The organism is Streptomyces atriruber (genome assembly GCF_001418325.1).
Lineage (GTDB): Bacteria > Actinomycetota > Actinomycetes > Streptomycetales > Streptomycetaceae > Streptomyces > Streptomyces atriruber.
The window spans coordinates 16,015-32,341 of the sequence record NZ_LIPN01000001.1 but is presented as its reverse complement, the minus strand read 5'-3'; the positions used below and the strand labels follow the sequence as shown (position 1 = coordinate 32,341).

At 72.2% G+C, this 16,327-nt stretch carries 12 protein-coding genes; 10 read left to right on the top strand and 2 right to left on the bottom strand.

The features are described from left to right. Positions 1-39 precede the first annotated feature (39 nt). Together AOK03_RS00160 and AOK03_RS00155 are read left to right on the top strand one after the other, a co-directional pair. Entirely contained in the window at positions 40-1,170 is a 1,131-nt protein-coding gene (locus tag AOK03_RS00160; RefSeq protein ID WP_055563022.1) for a hypothetical protein, read from the top strand. Positions 1,171-1,383: 213 nt separating this feature from the next. Continuing rightward, positions 1,384-2,520, top strand: a complete 1,137-nt coding sequence (locus AOK03_RS00155) for a glycosyltransferase family 4 protein (protein WP_055563021.1) — start codon at positions 1,384-1,386, stop codon at positions 2,518-2,520. Between the two features lie 36 nt (positions 2,521-2,556). On the opposite strand, the gene AOK03_RS00150 is transcribed toward AOK03_RS00155, so the two are convergent. Both AOK03_RS00150 and AOK03_RS00145 read right to left on the bottom strand, forming a co-directional pair. Further along, a complete protein-coding gene (locus tag AOK03_RS00150; protein ID WP_055563020.1) occupies positions 2,557-4,200 on the bottom strand; it encodes a PucR family transcriptional regulator in 1,644 nt (547 codons plus the stop codon). Positions 4,201-4,375: 175 nt separating this feature from the next. After that, entirely contained in the window at positions 4,376-6,187 is a 1,812-nt protein-coding gene (locus AOK03_RS00145) for a glycoside hydrolase family 15 protein (protein WP_079074360.1), read from the bottom strand. 444 nt (positions 6,188-6,631) lie between these two features. Between AOK03_RS00145 and AOK03_RS00140 the strand changes: the two genes are divergently transcribed. From AOK03_RS00140 to scpB, 8 genes are all read left to right on the top strand, one after another. Beyond that, positions 6,632-8,308, top strand: coding sequence for a CTP synthase (locus AOK03_RS00140; protein ID WP_055563018.1), 1,677 nt, complete (start codon positions 6,632-6,634; stop codon positions 8,306-8,308). Positions 8,309-8,393: 85 nt separating this feature from the next. Then, entirely contained in the window at positions 8,394-9,020 is a 627-nt protein-coding gene (locus AOK03_RS00135; protein ID WP_055563017.1) for an NUDIX domain-containing protein, read from the top strand. Positions 9,021-9,183: 163 nt separating this feature from the next. Continuing rightward, a complete protein-coding gene (locus tag AOK03_RS00130) occupies positions 9,184-11,274 on the top strand; it encodes a tetratricopeptide repeat protein (protein WP_055563016.1) in 2,091 nt (696 codons plus the stop codon). Between the two features lie 145 nt (positions 11,275-11,419). Continuing rightward, a complete protein-coding gene (gene ald / locus AOK03_RS00125) occupies positions 11,420-12,535 on the top strand; it encodes an alanine dehydrogenase (protein ID WP_055563015.1) in 1,116 nt (371 codons plus the stop codon). A 356-nt stretch (positions 12,536-12,891) separates the two neighbouring features. Beyond that, positions 12,892-14,064: a ParA family protein gene (locus AOK03_RS00120; RefSeq protein WP_244177429.1), complete on the top strand. Its 1,173-nt coding sequence runs from the start codon at positions 12,892-12,894 to the stop codon at positions 14,062-14,064. Further along, positions 14,049-14,636 carry a hypothetical protein gene (locus tag AOK03_RS00115; protein ID WP_079074358.1) on the top strand — a complete coding sequence of 196 codons (588 nt, stop codon included), beginning with the start codon at positions 14,049-14,051 and terminating at the stop codon, positions 14,634-14,636. The genes AOK03_RS00120 and AOK03_RS00115 overlap by 16 nt, the downstream gene beginning before the upstream one ends. Positions 14,637-14,655: 19 nt before the next feature. Continuing rightward, on the top strand, positions 14,656-15,666 hold the full coding sequence (locus AOK03_RS00110) for a segregation and condensation protein A (RefSeq protein ID WP_079074357.1): 1,011 nt from the start codon (positions 14,656-14,658) through the stop codon (positions 15,664-15,666). Then, the gene (gene scpB, locus AOK03_RS00105) at positions 15,663-16,319 is read left to right on the top strand and encodes an SMC-Scp complex subunit ScpB (RefSeq protein ID WP_055563012.1); all 657 of its coding nucleotides are present in this window, start codon (positions 15,663-15,665) and stop codon (positions 16,317-16,319) included. Before AOK03_RS00110 ends, scpB begins: the two co-directional genes overlap by 4 nt. The last annotated feature ends 8 nt before the right edge of the window (positions 16,320-16,327 follow it).

Genomic DNA, 16,327 nt, shown 5'->3' with positions numbered 1-16,327 from the left:
AGGCGGGGCCGGGCCAGGCCGGGGCAAGAGGGAGGGCACGTGGTCGTGTTCGCGTGCGCGCGCTGCGATGCCGTGCTCACCGGGCCCGTCGAACGGGTCGCGTTGCCCGTGCGGGCCCACCAGGCGTACGGACACGAACTGCTCCCCGCGCTCATGGAGCCCGGCACGTACGCCGTCGAACCCGAGCCGTTCGGGCCGCCCTGGCGGCCGTGGGGCGAGGTCGGGGCCGAGGAGGCGGCGGCGCGCGGCGTGTTCGCGCCCGTCCCCGGGCTGTCCTTCGGGGCCCCGGGCGCGGTCGTCGTCGCCCCGGGGGACACCCGCGGCACCGTCCTGATCCCCGACCGGTGCGACGGCTACTGCCTCGGGCTCGACGGACGGGACGGCCCGAACCTCGTCTGTGCGCGGTGCGCGAGCCCGGTGGCGACCCGCATCGACGACTGCACGTTCTGGCAGACGGTGTGGCTCGTTCCGGACGCCGTCCGCCGCGTCCCCGACGACGACGCCGAGGAGTGCTCCGCGGACGCGGACTCCGCCGCCGACTGGGCGGCGCTCGCGCGGGAGTTCCAGGGAGCGCCGCCGGTCGAGGCGTGCGGGGCGTGGGACGCGCGGTGGGAGGCGGCGGTCGGGGCGGCGCTGGCCCATCTGCTGGGGGCCTCGGCGGGCGCGCCGATGGCCCTGCCCGACGGCATCCTCACGGACACGTTCGGCCGGGCGCTCGACGCGCTGCTGCCGTCGGGGCCCGCGCGGCGGCGGCAGGTGGGTGTGGCCGGGCCCGGGCTGCCGCCGTCCGCCCTCCGGGACGTCGACATCGCCCTGGTGCCGCGGCATCCGCGGACGGGCGAGGTGTGGCAGCCGTCGGACACCGGGACCGGTCCCCGGACCGCCGCTGCCCCCTCCACCGCTGCCGCCGCAGTCGTCGCCGTGCCGCTCGAAGCCGACGTCTGGCTCCATGTGGCCTTCCCCCGTGAGCAGTTGCCGGTTCCGGCGACGGGCGGGCTGCCCGACGGGGTCTACCGCGACGATCCGCTGCCGCTACGCCCGATGCGGCTGTTCGCACCCGACCGGAGGGTCTTCCTCCGTACGCTGGCCCGGCTGCCCGCCGTCCGCGAGCCCTGGCTGCGCGCGGTGTACGACCGGGTGCGCGACGATCCGCTCACACGGCCGTTCTAGAGGACGGCCCCCGAACCCCCGCTCGCCCTGCAAGCTCCGGAACCCCGTATTTGTCCCCCGTGTGGGTGATCCCGTCCACGGAGTTGCCCGCCCAAATACGGAAGTGACCTTTCGGCAGTGCCGGAACGCCCGTGCGGACTGGCATCCTTGGCGCAGCATCTGCCCGAGTACAGTCCGAGCACCCACCGACGCAGACCCAGGAGCCCCCGCCACGTGAGCCACGTGAGCAGCCACTCGCCGCACGGACAGACGCCGCTGCACACCGTGCAAGTCCTCGGAGGTGGCAGCGCGGGCAGCAGCGCGCACGTCAGATCGCTGGCCGCGGGCCTCGCCGCGCGGGGTGTGCGGGTCACCGTGTGCGCTCCCGACGAGGCCGCCCGCGCCTACGACTTCGCGGGAGCCGGCGCCCGGCACGTCCCCGTGGCCCGCAGCGGCGACCCCGTCTCCGTGGCCGCCCTCCGCGCCGCCTGTGCCGACGCCGACCTCGTGCACGCGCACGGGCTGCACGCCGCCCTCCGTGCCACCGTCGCGCTCACCGGACGCCGCGTCCCCCTCGTCGTCACCTGGCACACCCGCGCACAGGCGGACGGCGCCCGTGCCCGCGTGCTGCGCCTCCTGGAGCGGCGCGTCGCCAGGGCCGCGGCCGTGGTCCTCGGCACCTCGTCCGATCTGGTCGACCGGGCCCGCGGCAGGGGCGCCCGCGATGCCCGCCTCGCCGCCGTCGCGCTGCCCGCACCGCGCCGCCCGGAGGAGGCGGAGGAACCCGACGGTCTCCTTCACAAGGCCCGTGCCGAAGTCGGCGCCGTGGACCGCCCGTTGATCCTCGCCGTCGGCGCCCTCGAACGGAACGGCGGCTACGACGTCCTGCTGAACGCCACGCGCGCGTGGCGCCACCTGGACCCGCTGCCGCTCCTCGTCGTGGCGGGGGAGGGGCCCGAACGGGCCGCCCTGCAGCGCCGCATCGAGGACGAACAGCTGCCCGCCCGCCTCGTCGGGCGCCGCGACGACGTCCCCGAACTCCTCGCGGCGGCCGACCTCGCGGTGCTGCCCAGCAGCTGGGAGTCCCGCTCGGTGCTCGCCCAGGAGGCGCTCCACGCGCGCGTGCCGCTCGTGGCGACCGCGGTCGGCGGCATCCCCGAACTCGTCGGCGACGCGGCCGAACTCGTCGAGTACGGCGACGCGGATGCCCTCTCCACCGCCGTCGTACGGCTCCTCGCCGACCCGGTCCGCCGGGCGGAGCTCAAGGACCGGGGCGAGGCCCAGGCCGCCACCTGGCCGACCGAAGACGAAACGGTCACCCAAGTCCTCAGCATCTACGACGAGTTGACCCAGCCCCTGCCGTACTCCTGAAGCACCGGTACGTCTGATGCTCGTCGCCCGGGGCTCCTACGCCACGTGCCTGCGTGCCCGCAGCGCCAGGCTCAGCGCGAGCACCGTCTGCGGATCGTCGAGGTCCGTGCCGAGCAGCTCGCTGATCCTGGCGAGGCGGTTGTACAGGGTCTGCCGGTTCAGATGCAGCTCGCGCGCCGTCTCCGCCTTGCGCCCCGCATGCGCCAGATACGTCTGCAGCGTCGGCAGCAGCGGTGGCTTCGAGCGCTGGTCGTGGGCGCGCAGCGGGCCGATCGCGCGGTCCACGAACGCCGTGAGGACCCCGTCCTCGTCGTGCCGGTGCAGCCGCCACAGCAGCAGGTCGATGTCGAGCCGCCGCGCGTCGTACCAGGGGCGGTCCGAGAGCCCCTGCGCGGCCGTCGCCGTCTCCGCCGCGTGCCGCAGCCCCGCCGAAGCCGCCGCCCAGCCGCCCGCGACCCCGACCACCACGACCGGCGGCTGCGCCCCGGGCCGCTGCATCCCGGCCCGCTCGACGCCGGCCCGCAGCGCGGCGGCGACCCGGTCGGCCACCGCGGTCCGCTCGGACTCCGACCGCAGACCGAGCAGCAGCGGCACGCGCCCCTCCACGGGACGTACGCCCAGCAGCGCGGGCACCCCCACCGACGCCAGCTCCTCCGCGACGGCCCGCGCCAGGACCGCCCAGCCGCCACCGGTCGGCAGCCCGTCCGCGAGCCGCATCACCACCGGCAGCAGCGGGCTGTCGGCCGAGCCCGGCCTGAAGCCGAGGACGCGGGCCTGCGCGGGCGCGTCGTCGGCGGCGATGCGGCCCTCCGCGAGGTCGGTGAGGAAGTCGCCCCGCCCGCGCGCGGCGAGCTCCTCCTCCTGGCGGGCCTGCATCAGCACCACCGCGAGGCTGCCCGCCGCCCGTTCCGCGGCGATGCGGTGCACCGGCAGCGGCGCCGACTCCACGGCGAGCAGGACGAGCCTGGCCCGCACCGAGCCCGCGCCCGGACCGCCGCCCGGCACGTCGACGATGACCGCGCTCGCGGGCGGGCCCTCCCGGTCGACGGCGCGCCCCCGCAGCCCCTCCCACACCTGCAGCGGGTCCGCGCACTCGGTGCCCGCCCCGGCGGCGTACAGGAGCTGGCCGTCCGCCGTCTCCAGGAACACCGGGTTGCCGCTGAACTCCGCGAGGATGCCGAGGACCTGCGGGGTGCCGCCCCCGCCGAGCAGCGCCTCCGTGCAGCGCCTGTGCACCTCCTCGGCCTGCTGGAGGAGCGCGTAGTGGCCGTTGACGATCTCGGTGTGCACTTCCTCGGTGACCGTCACGAACGGCACCTCCCGGTGCAGCTGCACCAGCGGGAGCCCGGCGGAGCGCGCCGTCTCCACGATCGCCGCGGGCAGCCGGGTGAAGCGCGGCCCCAGCTCGACGACGAGCGCCGCGATGCCCCGCTCGGCGAGGTTGCGCACGAAGGCGCGCTGCTCGGCGGGGCGGGCGCCGAGCCCGAGGCCCGTGGTGAGCAGCAGCTCGCCGCCCTTGAGCAGCGAGGCGATGTTGGGCACCTCGCCCGCGTGCACCCACCGCACGGTCCGCTGCAGCCGCTCCGCGCCAGCGACGACCTCGGGGAGCCCGCCGCGCAGCCCCGGAAGTTCCAGCGCGCGTTGCACGGTGATGCCGCCCTGAGTGCCCTGACTGTCCATGGCGCGGACGCTACCGGGGCACACCTTCGGGGAACATCTCCGGACGATCACAGGGCCGCCCACGGGCCGCGGCGGCCCGGCAACTCGTGGGTTCCGCCCGGCAATTGCGGGCACCCCCGCCGCCTGTGACGTACGCCACAGGCGGCGGGGGTGCCGTTGCCGGATGCCGCGGGCGCTAGCCCCCGTACGCCCCCGAAGCCGTCAGCCGCAGCGCCGTGTCGATCAGCGGCACGTGGCTGAACGCCTGCGGGAAGTTGCCGACCTGCCGCTGGAGGCGCGGGTCCCACTCCTCGGCGAGCAGCCCCAGGTCGTTGCGGAGGGCGAGGAGCTTCTCGAAGAGCTTGCGGGCCTCGTCGACCCGGCCGATCATCGCGAGGTCGTCGGCCATCCAGAACGAGCAGGCCAGGAACGCGCCCTCGTCGCCCTCCAGGCCGTCCACGCCCTCGTCCTCGCCGGACGTCGGATAGCGCAGGATGAAGCCGTCCGAGGTCGAGAGCTCCCGCTGGATCGCCTCGATCGTGCCGATGACGCGCTTGTCGTCCGGCGGCAGGAAGCCCATCTGCGGAATCAGCAGCAGCGAGGCGTCCAGCTCCTTCGAGCCGTACGACTGCGTGAAGGTGTTCCGCTCCTTGTCGTAGCCCTTCTCGCACACGTCCCGGTGGATGTCGTCGCGCAGTCCGCGCCACTTCTCCAGCGGTCCGTCCGCGTCGCCGGACTCGATGAGCTTGATGGTGCGGTCCACGGCGACCCATGCCATCACCTTGGAGTGCACGAAGTGGCGGCGCGGGCCGCGTACCTCCCAGATGCCCTCGTCCGGCTCGTCCCAGTGGTCCTCGAGGTAGCGGATCAGCTTGAGCTGCAGCAGCGACGCGTAGTCGTTGCGGGCCAGGCCCGTCATGTGGGCCAGGTGCAGGGCCTCGGTCACCTCGCCGTACACGTCGAGCTGCAGCTGGCCCGCCGCGCCGTTGCCCGCCCGGACCGGCTGCGAGTCCTCATACCCCGGCAGCCAGTCCAGCTCCGTCTCGCCGAGCTCGCGCTCGCCCGCGATGCCGTACATGATCTGCAGGTTCTCCGGGTCGCCCGCGACCGCGCGCAACAGCCACTCACGCCAGGCGCGGGCCTCCTCGCGGTAGCCGGTGCGCAGCAGCGAGGAGAGCGTGATCGCCGCGTCGCGCAGCCAGGTGAAGCGGTAGTCCCAGTTGCGCGAGCCGCCGATGTCCTCGGGCAGCGAGGTGGTGGGCGCGGCGACGATTCCGCCGGTCGGCGCGTAGGTGAGCGCCTTGAGTGTGATCAGCGAGCGGACCACGGCTTCGCGGTACGGGCCGTGGTACGTGCAGTGGTCGACCCATTCCCGCCAGAAGTCCTCCGTGGCGGTGAGCGCGTTCTCGGGCTCCGGCAGCGCGGGCTGGTCCTTGTGCGAGGGCTGCCAGGAGATGGTGAACGCGATCCGCTCGCCCGGGGAGACCGTGAAGTCGGAGTAGGTGGTGAGGTCCTTGCCGTAGGTCTCGGCGCTGGTGTCGAGCCACACCGAGTCGGGGCCGGCGACGGCCACCGTGCGTCCGTCGACCTTGTGTACCCAGGGCACCACACGGCCGTAGCTGAAACGCATCCGCAGTGCCGAGCGCATCGGCACCCGGCCGCTGACGCCCTCGACGATCCGCACCAGCTGCGGCGCGTCGGTGTCGCGCGGAGGCATGAAATCGATCACGCGGACCGTTCCGCGCGTCGTGTCCCACTCGGATTCGAGCACCAGGGAATCGCCGCGATAGCTGCGGCGCGCGGCACCGGGTGGCTGCGCGTCCGGGTTGTGTGCGGGCCCCAGGCGCCAGAAGCCGTGCTCCTCGGTGCCCAGCAGGCCGGCGAATACGGCGTGGGAATCGAAGCGGGGCAGGCACAGCCAGTCCACTGTGCCGTCCCGGCAGACCAGGGCGGCGGTCTGCATGTCTCCGATGAGTGCGTAATCCTCGATGCGCCCGGCCACGTCTATCTCCAGTCGAACGGCCACGTTCGCCCCGCGGGGCGCTTACAGGTCAGCGGTCAAGTGATCGTCGACGAGCGCTTGTTCCGGGTGCAAGGCGGGATGGTGCCGTGTGCCGGAGGGGGCTCGGCAGCGATTGTCCGAGCAGGATACGACGCACCCTAGTGATCTGCGCGCCCCTCCCGGCAACGAGGCTCGGCCGAACGGGTGAGCGGCAGGTGAGAGGCGGTGCGGCAGGGGAAAATGGGGGCGTGCGGGTCTCGTGACCGAGTTGTGTGCGCCTGATGGCGGAGCGTGGCCGGGCGCGGGCTCCTTCGGTCGCTGATACCCTGGTAGCCCGTGAGCCGGTGGTCATAGAACCCCCGAACCGCAGCGACGGCGCCTCCCCCGAACCCCTGGTGAGAGAGCCGGCACGCACCCTCCAGACCGCGACCACGGGAGCCCCCTTTGGCTATGCAGCCTAAATCCACGACGACCAAGCACATCTTCGTCACCGGGGGTGTCGCCTCTTCCCTCGGCAAGGGTCTGACTGCCTCCAGCCTGGGTGCGCTCCTGAAGGCGCGCGGCCTGCGCGTCACGATGCAGAAGCTCGACCCGTACCTGAACGTCGACCCGGGCACGATGAACCCCTTCCAGCACGGCGAGGTGTTCGTCACCAACGACGGCGCCGAGACCGACCTGGACATCGGCCACTACGAGCGCTTCCTCGACGTCGACCTCGACGGCTCGGCGAACGTGACCACCGGCCAGGTCTACTCGCAGGTGATCGCCAAGGAGCGCCGCGGTGAGTACCTGGGCGACACCGTCCAGGTCATCCCGCACATCACCAACGAGATCAAGCACCGCATCCGCCGCATGGCCACAGACGACGTCGACGTCGTGATCACGGAGGTCGGCGGCACGGTCGGCGACATCGAGTCGCTGCCGTTCCTGGAGACCGTCCGCCAGGTCCGCCACGAGGTCGGCCGCGACAACGTCTTCGTCGTGCACATCTCGCTGCTGCCCTACATCGGCCCCTCCGGCGAGCTGAAGACCAAGCCGACCCAGCACTCGGTCGCCGCCCTGCGCAACATCGGTATCCAGCCGGACGCCATCGTGCTGCGCGCCGACCGCGAGGTGCCGACCGCCATCAAGCGCAAGATCTCGCTGATGTGCGACGTCGACGAGGCCGCCGTGGTGGCCGCCATCGACGCCAAGTCGATCTACGACATCCCGAAGGTGCTGCACACCGAGGGCCTCGACGCCTACGTCGTGCGCAAGCTCGACCTGCCGTTCCGCGACGTCGACTGGACCCAGTGGGACGACCTGCTGGACCGCGTGCACAACCCGAAGCACGAGGTCACGGTCGCGCTCGTCGGCAAGTACATCGACCTGCCCGACGCCTACCTCTCGATCACCGAGGCCATGCGCGCCGGCGGCTTCGCCAACAAGGCCCGCGTCAAGGTCAAGTGGGTCACCTCGGACGACTGCAAGACCCCGGCCGGCGCCAAGAAGCAGCTCGCCGACTGCGACGCGATCCTGATCCCCGGCGGCTTCGGCGACCGCGGTGTCTCCGGCAAGGTCGGCGCGATCCAGTACGCCCGCGAGAACAAGGTCCCGCTGCTCGGCATCTGCCTCGGCCTGCAGTGCATCGTCATCGAGGCGGCCCGCAACCTCGCGGACATCCCCGACGCGAACTCCACGGAGTTCGACGCGGCCACCGGCCACCCCGTGATCTCCACCATGGCCGAGCAGCTCGACATCGTCGCCGGCGAGGGCGACATGGGCGGCACGATGCGCCTGGGCATGTACCCCGCCAAGCTCGCCGAGGGCTCCATCGTGCGCGAGGTGTACGAGGGCAAGGAGTACGTGGAGGAGCGCCACCGCCACCGCTACGAGGTGAACAACGCCTACCGCGCCGACCTGGAGAAGAAGGCCGGGATCCAGTTCTCCGGCACCTCCCCGGACGGCAAGCTCGTCGAGTACGTCGAGTACCCGCGCGAGGTCCACCCCTACCTGGTCGCCACGCAGGCGCACCCGGAGCTGCGGTCCCGTCCGACCCGCCCGCACCCGCTCTTCGCGGGCCTCGTGAAGGCCGCCGTCGAGCGCCAGCAGGGCGAGCACAAGTCCGGCGGCAAGTCGGGCAAGTAACACCAGGCGATACGGTTGCCGGGGTGCGTGTCCTTCGCGGCGCGCACTCCGGTTTCTTTTTGCACGTGTGGGAGGACAGGGCGACATGACGATCAAGGACACCGCCGAGGAGTGGCAGGTCACGGCGACGGAAACCCCGTTCGTCGGGAACAAGACCGCCGTCCGCACCGACGACGTGGTCATGCCCGACGGTTCGGTCGTCCGCCGCGACTACCAGGTCCACCCCGGCTCCGTGGCCGTCCTCGCGCTCGACGACACGGGCCGCGTCCTGGTCATCCGCCAGTACCGCCACCCGGTCCGTCACAAGCTCTGGGAGATCCCCGCGGGCCTCCTGGACATCCCCGGCGAGAACCCCCTGCACGCCGCCCAGCGCGAGCTCTACGAAGAGGCGCACGTGAAGGCCGAGGACTGGCGGGTCCTCACCGACGTCTACACCACCCCCGGCGGCTGCGACGAAGCCGTGCGGATCTTCCTCGCCCGCGATCTGGCCGAGGCCGAGGGGGAGCGCTTCGAGGTCTCCGAGGAGGAGTCCGACATGGAGCTCGCCCGGGTGCCGCTCGACGACCTGGTGCGCGGGGTGCTCGCCGGTGAGCTGCACAACAACTGCCTGGTCGTGGGCGCCCTTTCGCTGCACGCGGCCCTGCACGGCGACGGCCTCGACGCGCTGCGCCCGGCCGAGGCGCCCTGGCCCGCCCGGCCCTTCGAGGCGTAGGACGAGAGAAGTGCGCCGTTCCGATATGACGATCCACTGATCCGATCGGGCGACTTGTGCGCGCCGTGCGTCAGGAACCGCGGCAGGGCCTGAACTAGGCTCTGAAAGCGTCCCGTCCGGAGTTCCGGGCGGGTTCGTGCGCAGGTGGACGGGAGCGTGGCCCGTGACGGATCAGGCGGTCGACACGGACGGTGCGGCGGCGGGTGGCGCCGTGCCACCGCCCGCGAGTGCCCGGGAGTCGACAGGGGCTCAGTTCGTCGGCAGACGCCGGGAGTTGAAGGAACTCCGCGCGGACATCGACCGCGCGGGCCTCGACACCCTCTCGGGCCGCAAGGCGCCACGCGCGCGTGTCCTGCTCGTCGCGGGCAGGCCGGGATCCGGCCGCACCTCGCTCGCCGAGGAACTCGCCCGCCAGCTCGCCGACAACTATCCGGACGGCGTGCTCCGCGCCCGCCTCACGGACCCCGACGGCAGCCGGGTGCCCACCGAACGCACCGCCCGCGAACTCCTCGACGCACTGGACGTGCCCGCACCCCCCGGGGCGGCCGAGGACGACCTCACCGGAATCCTCCGGGACGCGCTCTCCGAACGCAGGGCGCTGCTCCTCCTCGACGACGCGGCGGACGCCGAGCAGGTCGACCCGCTGCTTCCGGACGCACCCGACTGCCTGGTTGTCGCGGTCTCCGAGGGCCCGCTGACCGGCATCCCGGACGTGCGGCCGTGCACGCTCGGCGGACTGGACAAGCCCGCCGCCGTCGAGCTCCTCGCGCGCGCCGCGGGGCCCGTCCGCATCACCGTGGACCCGCGCTCCGCGGAGTCCCTGGTCGAGGCGTGCTCGGCACATCCGGCGGCGCTCGTCCTCGCCGGCGGCTGGCTCGGGGGGCGGCCCAAGGCCGCCGTCGCCGACCTCGCCAAGCAGGTGCACGACATGCCCGAGGAGGGCTCGGCCCTCGCCCGTGTCTTCGCTCACACCTACGGCTCGCTGCCCGCGCCCGCCGCCCGGATACTGCGGTTCCTCTCCCTGGCCCCGGCCGGTCACGTCGACCCGCACACCGCCTCGGCGCTCGCGGGCTGCTCGGTCTCCGCGGCCAGGACCACGCTCGACGACTTCGTCGCCCTCGGCCTGGTGCGGGCCGTCGCCTCCCCGCTGCCGCAGTACGAGGTGCCAGGCTGCCTGGTGCCGCTGCTGCGGGCCCGCACCGAGAGCCAGGACCGCCCGGCCGAGATCCAGCTGGCCCGCGCCCGGATGCTGGAGCGGACCGTGCGCCTGCTGCAGTCCTGCCGGGCGATCACGGAGCCGGACGACTCCGCCGCCCGCAAGAAGCTCGCGGGGCTGCCGCGCGCACTGCGCTTCCCCGGCCCGCGCGCGGCCGCCGAGTGGCTGCGGATCCGCAGGCCCGCGCTGCTCGCCGCCGCCAGGCTCGCGGTGGCCGACGGGGAGCTCGACACCCTCGCGCGGCGCCTGATGGCCGCCCTGGCCAGGGCTCTGGTGGCGCACCGCGGCACCGAGGACGCGGCCGCCGACCTGTACGGCATCCATCAGCTGGTCCTGGGCGTGGCCGAGCGGCGGAAACTGCCGCGCGAGCAGGCCGCCGCGCTGCTGAACCTGGCGGATCTGGATGCGCGGACGGGACGTACCCACGACGCGCTCGTCCGCTACCGCGCGGCGCTGGACGCGGCGCGGGCGGCGGGCGATCCCTACGCGACCGGCCGCGCGATGGAATCCGTAGGCGGCGCCCACCAGGAGCTGGGGGACTGGTCGCGGGCCGCCGACTGGTTCGGCAGGGCGCTGGCCCAGCGGCTGGCCCGGGACGAGCGCGCGGACGCCGCCCGCCTGTACGGCCGGATCGGCGCGGTGCACACCTACGCGGGGCGTTACGGAGAGGCGCTGCGCAACTGGAGTTCGGCCGTCACCGGCTACCGCAAGACCGGCGATGTGGCCGCCCGGGCGCGGGCGTTGAGCGAGATGGCCCGCGTCCAGGAGTACGCGGGACGGCCCGAGGAGTCGCTGCGTACCTGCCAGGAAGCCGTCGAGCTGGCCAGGCACGCCAAGGACGTCCGGCTGCAGGCGGCGCTGCAGCTCCGGCTCGCGGACACCCTGGAGCGGCTCGGCGACCCCGCGGCCGCCCGGCTGCACCGGGGCGCGGCCGAGCGCATGCTGGGAGAAGAGCTTCCGCAGGCAGCGAGGCTTGAAACAAACGGTGGAGCAGCACCTTCCGCCTACGAAATCCGTAGTGCTTCCACAGAAGATTGAAGTATTGAAAGGCTAGACAGCGAGAAATCCTTCATTAGACTGGCTCCGCCGCGTACCTCTGCGGTGTCTTCCGCTGCGCCCCCACGCGTACCGGTATGCGTTGCATTGCCCGAGAAATCCCCTGAGCCAAGGACCGTGATCGACGATGAAGGTCGGCATCCCCCGCGAGGTCAAGAACAACGAGTTCCGGGTGGCCATCACCCCCGCCGGCGTGCACGAGCTGGTGCGCCACGGCCATGAGGTCGTCATCGAGCGGAACGCCGGCGTCGGCTCCTCGATCACGGACGCCGAGTACGTCTCGGCGGGCGCCAAGATCCTGGACACCGCCGATGAGGTCTGGGCCACCGCGGACCTGCTCCTGAAGGTCAAGGAGCCCATCGCGGAGGAGTACCACCGCCTCCGCAAGGACCAGACCCTCTTCACCTACCTGCACCTGGCCGCGTCCAAGGAGTGCACGGACGCGCTCCTTGAGTCGGGCACCACCGCCATCGCGTACGAGACGGTCGAGACCGCCAACCGCGCGCTCCCGCTGCTCGCCCCGATGTCCGAGGTCGCGGGCCGTCTGGCCCCGCAGGTCGGCGCCTACCACCTGATGGCCGCCAACGGCGGCCGCGGCGTCCTGCCGGGCGGTGTCCCCGGCGTGGCCGCGGGCAAGGCCGTCGTCATCGGCGGCGGCGTCTCCGGCTGGAACGCCGCGCAGATCGCCATCGGCATGGGCTTCCACGTGACCCTGCTCGACAAGGACATCAACAAGCTCAAGGAGGCCGACAAGATCTTCGGTACGAAGATCCAGACCGTCGTCTCCAACGCCTTCGAGCTGGAGAAGGCCTGCCTCGAGGCCGACCTGGTCATCGGCGCCGTCCTCATCCCGGGCGCCAAGGCCCCGAAGCTGGTCACCAACGAGCTCGTCTCGCGCATGAAGCCGGGAAGTGTCCTTGTCGACATCGCGATCGACCAGGGCGGCTGCTTCGAGGACTCGCACGCGACCACGCACGCCGAGCCGACCTTCCCGGTCCACAACTCGGTCTTCTACTGCGTCGCCAACATGCCCGGCGCGGTGCCGAACACGTCGACGTACGCGCTGACCAACGCGACGATGCCGTACATCGTCGAGCTGGCGAACCGCGGCTGGGTCGAGGCCCTGCGCCGCGACCCGGCGCTCGCCCTGGGTCTCAACACCCATGACGGCAAGGTCGTTTACAAGGAGGTCGCCGAGGCCCACGGTCTGGAGCACCTCGAGCTGGAGTCGCTCCTCGGCTGACCGAGGTGACCGACTCCGGTCGGTCTCCGACACTTTCGGCGCTGTCGTCAACGAAAGTCGTCAATCTCACGCCCGCGGCCGGACCTTGAGAGGGGTCCGGCCGTATGCGTATCAGTGCGGACACGCTCAACTGGCCTTGAACGTAACCCTTTAACCGTTTCGCCCACCCCCGAAACGCGACGATGACGAGCCGCGCGCCCTTGACACAAGGGTGTTCCATTGCCGACACATCGGGCCGGGTCCGGCGGATTGTGTTGCTGCGGAGCGGTGACACGCCATAGAGTCGCCAACCGTCGGCATGGTGCCACGCTGACCTATCGAGAAATTTCCTGGTCACCAAGGAGGTAAGACGACTTGTGAATGAGTCGACATTTGCTCCCGGGGGTGGTCAACCAGGAACGTCTGTGCGGGACCAGGGTCCCGAGGGGCTCGAAGCCGTCGGCTCGGTCGCTGTCCGCACCTTCGAAGCCCGGCAGGGCCCCCAGCCGACACAGTCAGCACCCCAGAGCATGGATGGCCATCACGTGAACGCCATGGCCGGCGACCGGAGTGGCGATAACACCCACACCCACCTCGCCGACTACGAGGAACTGCCCCAGGGGCACTTCTACGACCCCGACGCCGAGTACGAGCCCGATCCGGAGTACGCGGCCACGCTCGCGCCGGACGCCGCCCGTCAGCGCCGCGAGCGCATCGGCCCGACGGGACGCCCGCTGCCGTACTTCCCGATCCCGGGCCCGCTGACCGACCACGGTCCGGCGAAGATCATCGCGATGTGCAACCAGAAGGGCGGCGTCGGCAAGACGACGTCGACCATCAACCTGGGCGCGGCCCTCGCGGAGTACGGACGCCGGGTCCTGCTCGTCGACTTCGACCCGCAGGGCGCGCTCTCCGTGGGCCTCGGGGTCAACCCGATGGAGCTGGACCTGACGGTCTACAACCTCCTCATGGAGCGCGGCATGTCCGCGGACGAGGTGCTCCTGAAGACCGCGGTCCCGAACATGGACCTGCTGCCCAGCAACATCGACCTGTCCGCTGCCGAAGTGCAGTTGGTGAGCGAGGTCGCGCGCGAGTCCACCCTGCAGCGGGCCCTGAAGCCGCTGATGCAGGACTACGACTACATCGTGATCGACTGTCAGCCCTCGCTCGGCCTGCTCACCGTGAACGCCCTGACGGCGGCTCACAAGGTGATCGTGCCGCTCGAGTGCGAGTTCTTCGCGCTGCGCGGCGTGGCGCTGCTGACGGAGACCATCGAGAAGGTCCAGGAGCGGCTCAACCCCGACCTGGAGCTCGACGGCATCCTGGCGACCATGTACGACTCTCGCACGGTGCACAGCCGTGAGGTGCTCGCGCGTGTGGTCGAGGCCTTCGACGACCACGTCTACCACACGGTCATCGGACGCACGGTCCGCTTCCCGGAGACCACGGTCGCCGGTGAGCCGATCACCACGTACGCCTCCAACTCGGTCGGCGCGGCCGCCTATCGCCAGCTCGCCAGGGAGGTGCTCGCCCGGTGTCACGCCGAGTGAGTCTGCCCGGGGCCGACGAACTGTTCCGTACGACCGGGGGAATGGCGCTGCAGTCGTCCTCGCCGCGACGCCAGGCGAACGGCGAGGCGAAGGTGCCCGCTCCGGCGGGCGAGAGCGACGAGGCGGCGGCCTCGGCCGAGGACGCGGCGCAGGGCGACGGTGAGCCCGCCGAACACGCGGCATCGGACGCGGAGTCGGGCGCCGAGTCGCGCGTGAGGGCCGCTGCGGCCGAGGGCGAGAAGGGCGCCGGACGGCGCCCGGGACCGGCGCAGGAAGGTTCGGCCGCCCAGGGCGGCAAGTCCGGCGGCTCGTCGACCGCGCAGGCGCGGCGGCGGGCGCGGGCGGCCAACCGGCGGCCCAGCGGGCGCGAGCGGCACGACGAGAAGATCACCGTGTACGTCTCCGCCGAGGAGCTGATGGACCTCGAACACGCGCGCCTCGTGCTGCGCGGTGAGCACGGGCTCGCGGTCGACCGCGGGCGGATCGTGCGGGAGGCGGTCGCGGTCGTCCTCGCCGATCTGGAGTCCCGCGGGGACGCGAGCATCCTCGTACGACGGTTGCGCGGGCGGTAGGGGTAGCGTTTCTGGCCTGATGGCCTCGAACAGTGAATCCGCACCGCCCCCGCTCTCCCGCCGCCGCGTCCTGGGCCGCGGGCCCGGCGCGGCGCCCGCGGAGCGGGCAGCGGTGCCGGAACCCGCGGTGCCAAAAGCTCCGGCCGAGCCCGTCGAGCCGACGGAATCCGCCGAGCCCGCGGAGGCCGCGGAGCCCGCAGAGCCCGAAGAAGCCGCAGAGCCCGACGACGGGCGGTTCAAAGTTCGGCTCGCGAACTTCGAGGGGCCCTTCGATCTGCTGCTCCAGCTGATCTCGAAGCACAAGCTGGACGTCACCGAGGTCGCGCTGTCCAAGGTCACCGACGAGTTCATGGCCCACATCCGGGCCATGGGGGCCGACTGGGACCTGGACCAGACGACCGAGTTCCTGGTCGTCGCCGCCACGCTGCTCGACCTCAAGGCCGCGCGGCTGCTGCCCGCCGCCGAGGTCGAGGACGAGGCCGATCTGGCCCTCCTGGAGGCGCGGGACCTGCTCTTCGCGCGGCTCCTGCAGTACCGCGCGTACAAACACGTCGCCGACATCTTCAGCGGGCGGCTCGACGAGGAGGCGCGGCGCTATCCGCGGACCGTGGGCCTCGAACCGCACCACGCCGAGCTGCTCCCGGAAGTCGTCATCAGCATCGGGGCGGAAGGATTCGCCAAGCTCGCCGTGAAGGCGATGCAGCCCCGAGCGAAGCCACAGGTGTATGTGGAACACATCCACGCTCCGCTCGTCTCCGTGCAGGAGCAGGCCGGGCTCGTCGTGGCCCGGCTCCGGGAGCAGGGGGAGGCCAGCTTCCGGGTGCTCGTGGCGGACGCGGGGGACACCCTCACCGTCGTCGCCCGCTTCCTCGCCCTGCTGGAGCTCTACCGCGAGAAGGCCGTCGCCCTGGACCAGGAGGACCCCCTGGGCGAGCTGATGGTGCGGTGGACCGGCGGGGACGGCGCGGCGGAGCCGACGGTGACCGACGAGTTCGACCGGGCCCCCGAGCCCATGGAGGAGAAGGCGTGAGCGCGCAGAGCCCTGTCGGGGAGCTTTCCGGTGCCGTGGCCGAGCTGGAGCTGCGGCCCGCCCTGGAGGCGGTCCTGATGGTCGTCGACGAACCGGCCACCGAGGAGCACCTCGCGAAGATCCTGCAGCGGCCGCGGCGCGCCGTCGCCGACGCGCTGCGGGAGCTCGCCGATGAGTACACCGTGCAGAAGCGGGGCTTCGAGCTGCGTCTGGTGGCCGGCGGGTGGCGGTTCTACACGCGGCCCGAGTACGCCGCGGCCGTGGAGGGCTTCGTCCTGGACGGACAGCAGGCGCGGCTCACCCAGGCGGCCCTGGAGACCCTTGCCGTCGTCGCGTACCGCCAGCCGGTCAGCCGTTCCAGGGTCTCCGCGGTGCGCGGGGTGAACTGTGACGGCGTGATGCGCACGCTCCTCCAGAGGGGGCTGGTGGAGGAGGCGGGCGCGGAACCCGAAACAGGTGCGATCCTGTACAGGACGACGAACTACTTCCTGGAGCGGATGGGCCTGCGCGGCCTGGACGAGCTCCCGGAGCTCGCGCCCTTCCTCCCCGAGGCGGACGCGATCGAGGGGGAGACGCAGGAAGGTGTCCCGTCGTTCGACCCGGACGCACCCGAAGCGCCGGGGTACGAGTACACCCAGGACACAGCCGACTAGACGGAACT